Source organism: Terriglobus sp. YAF25 (assembly GCF_052113305.1).
GTDB lineage: Bacteria > Acidobacteriota > Terriglobia > Terriglobales > Acidobacteriaceae > Terriglobus.
In genome coordinates, this window is the sequence record NZ_JBFRCY010000867.1 from 1 (window position 1) to 2688 (window position 2688).

The 2688-nt window shown below is 57.7% G+C and carries 3 protein-coding genes; 1 reads left to right on the forward strand and 2 read right to left on the reverse strand.

All coding sequences use genetic code 11. The features are described from left to right. Window positions 1-93 precede the first annotated feature (93 nt). The gene (locus AB4043_RS24630; RefSeq protein WP_442300710.1) at window positions 94-1005 is read left to right on the forward strand and encodes an NADP-dependent oxidoreductase; all 912 of its coding nucleotides are present in this window, start codon (window positions 94-96) and stop codon (window positions 1003-1005) included. Window positions 1006-1264: 259 nt separating this feature from the next. Here the strand turns inward: AB4043_RS24630 and AB4043_RS24635 are convergent, their stop codons facing one another. Both AB4043_RS24635 and AB4043_RS24640 read right to left on the reverse strand, forming a co-directional pair. Beyond that, the gene (locus AB4043_RS24635; protein ID WP_442308410.1) at window positions 1265-2473 is read right to left on the reverse strand and encodes a M56 family metallopeptidase; all 1209 of its coding nucleotides are present in this window, start codon (window positions 2471-2473) and stop codon (window positions 1265-1267) included. Next, window positions 2470-2688 (reverse strand): BlaI/MecI/CopY family transcriptional regulator (locus AB4043_RS24640; RefSeq protein ID WP_442308411.1); only part of this gene is annotated, 219 nt, incomplete at its 5' end. The genes AB4043_RS24640 and AB4043_RS24635, both read right to left, overlap by 4 nt.

Below are 2688 nucleotides of genomic sequence, written 5' to 3' on the forward strand. Positions count from 1 at the left end.
CCCCTTTTCGGGCTACCCGGCAACAGGGAAAATGCTCTATATCTTTGGCACTTGTACGACAACATCGATTCGATCGAAAGGAGAACAGCCGACATGCAGGCAGTATGCATTCATAAGTATGGCGGTCCCGAGGAACTTGTTCTGGAGGAAGTTCCTGATCCGGTGCCCGGAGAAGGCGAGATTCTGGTTCGACTGCTCGCCACCAGCGTCAATCCAATCGACTACAAGATGCGAAGCGGTGCAGCAAAAGAGCGTTTCCCGCTGGAGTTCCCTGCCATTCTGGGGCGAGATCTCAGTGGAATCGTCGAGTCGACTGGACCGGGAGTGACACAGTTCGAACCCGGCCAGAAGGTGCTGGCGATAGCCTGGCACACCTATGCCGAGTTGGTCATCGTTAAGGCAAATGATGTGACTCACCTGCCCGATGGAGTCGACCCGGTTGCGGCAGCGGCGTTGCCGTTAGTCTCACTCACCGGAGACCAGTTGGTCCGTCGTGCGGCAAAGATTCATGCCGGAAAAACAGTGCTCGTCACCGGCGCCCTTGGCAGTGTTGGACGCGCCGCGATTCACTCTGCCCGGAAGGCAGGAGCAACCGTTCTTGCAGGCGTGCGCAAGGTTCAGATCGAAGCGGCTCTGGGATTGAACGCAAACGGTGTCGTCGCTCTCGATGATGAAAACGCACTCAGGAACCTGCCGCCGCTCGATGCAGTGGCCGACACCATTGGCGGAGACGTCGCCACAAAGCTGATCGCAAAGATAAAAAGTGGCGGGATGTACGGCAGTGTCGTCGGTCCGCCGAAAAATGCGCAACAGTTTCCAGCCATTACCGTCAATGCCATGATGGCCGTTCCCGATCCATCCAAGGTACGGGAGTTCGCTGACGACGTTCGAGATGGGAAGTTTCGACTTCCTATCCGTACCGAACTGCCACTCACCGAGACAGCCGAAGCACATCGCATGGCCGAGCATGGAGGCGGCTCTCAAGGAAAAATTCTGCTCTTTTAGACTAACTGGCGGTAGAAGAAAAGGGGACGGCACAAGCCGTCCCGAAGCCAAGAGGATTTCTAAGCATTTTCCCTGGTACCGGGTATTCCGGAAGAGGCGTGAAGCGGCGTTTCCATTGCGAAAAACGCCCACACCTACAAGGAAAATACTCTAGTAGGATCGGAAGTCCACTGCCACCCTCAGCTCGGCTACCGTTGGAAGGCCGTACCTTGTTGCCGGCTGAAACTTGTATTTGCGGACCGCTTCGATTGCCTTCTCGTCAAAGCCATGCCCTTTCCTGTTCCTTCTGATCAGCCACAGCGAGCATCGATAAGTCAGCGGTAGGAAGCAGCGGCTGTGCGGGCTGAGCGACCTTTGCAACCATCAGATCGCTGCTCTCTTTGGAGGCAGTGTCGATGACAGAATGCACACCGGTGATGGCGTGGATCATGTTCAGCCGATCGACTGCCGTGGGTGAGTGCTGAGCTTGTGCGCTGCTGAAGCAGACACCCGCTACAACAAACGCGAGTGCGAGCACAGAGAGTGCGGCAAAGGGTTGAACAGCAGGCGGGTTGTTTTGGTTGAGCAGACGGCGGATACGCATCGTGAGAGAGCCTCCGTTGGCACTGAGTGTGATTGCAGGTGAATTGGAGCGCTGTGCTGCAAGCTGAAAGAGCGCGTGTGCATAGAGGACCGGATCGCCGGTCCAGGAGACCGCAAGATCGTCGCAGCAGAGCTCACGCTCTTTGCGGATGTGGTGCGAGATCCACCAGACGGCCGGATGATAGAAAAGCAGCGATTCAGCAATGGATTGCAGGATTCCGACCAGATAGTCGTGACGGCGAATATGCGCCAGCTCATGCGCAAAAATCGCCTCCACCTGCAGCTGAGAGAGACCGGCCAGCGCCCCCACCGGAATCAGGACGACGGGACGTAGCCAACCCACGACTGCCGGCGCCTGCACCGCGACCGAACGAAGTAGCCCGACGGAACGATCGATGCCGATACGTTCGCGGAGAGCAAGAAATAGATGCGTCTCTTCCGTGGATGCCGGCATCGTCCCGGTCAGCCTCAGACGTCTCGCTGCGGCAAGTCCCAGGCTCAGACGAGCGAGACAGAGCGCAAAGCCGAGGCTCCACACCATGACAACTGCCGGCAACGAATGATCAAGCGCCTGTTCGAGCTCATCCAACCGCGATGGGGTAACCTGGATCAGATCCTCCGGCGCGCCTCCGAACAATCCATTTGCATTTATGACGGCATGCCGCAGGCGACCCGCGTCATTCACAGCGACGCGTTCGAATGTAAACGCAAGCGTGACAAGATTCAGTGCGAGCGCCGCGCAGCAAACACCATAACGAAGCTGCGGGGAATGCTTCGAGAGCAACGCGAGGACACAGGCCAACAGAAGCGCGATCAGCGTTCCCTGCCAGCAGAAATGAAGCAGCGTCCATCCGAAGACATGAGCAAGATATTGGCCGGTAGTCATTTCGATCCCCTTTCAAAGTCGTCGAGGATGCGCCGGATCTCAGCGAGTTCCTTCGCGGAGACCGGCTTGGAAGAGAGAGCACCCAGCACCAGGTGAGAAGCCGAGCCTTCAAAGGCACGGTTCAGCAGATTGCCCGCAAGCCGCTGTTGCGTCTCCTGCTTAGGCAGGCGCGCCTCGTACACGTGGGAACGGAAACGTTCGCTGCGGGTGAGCAA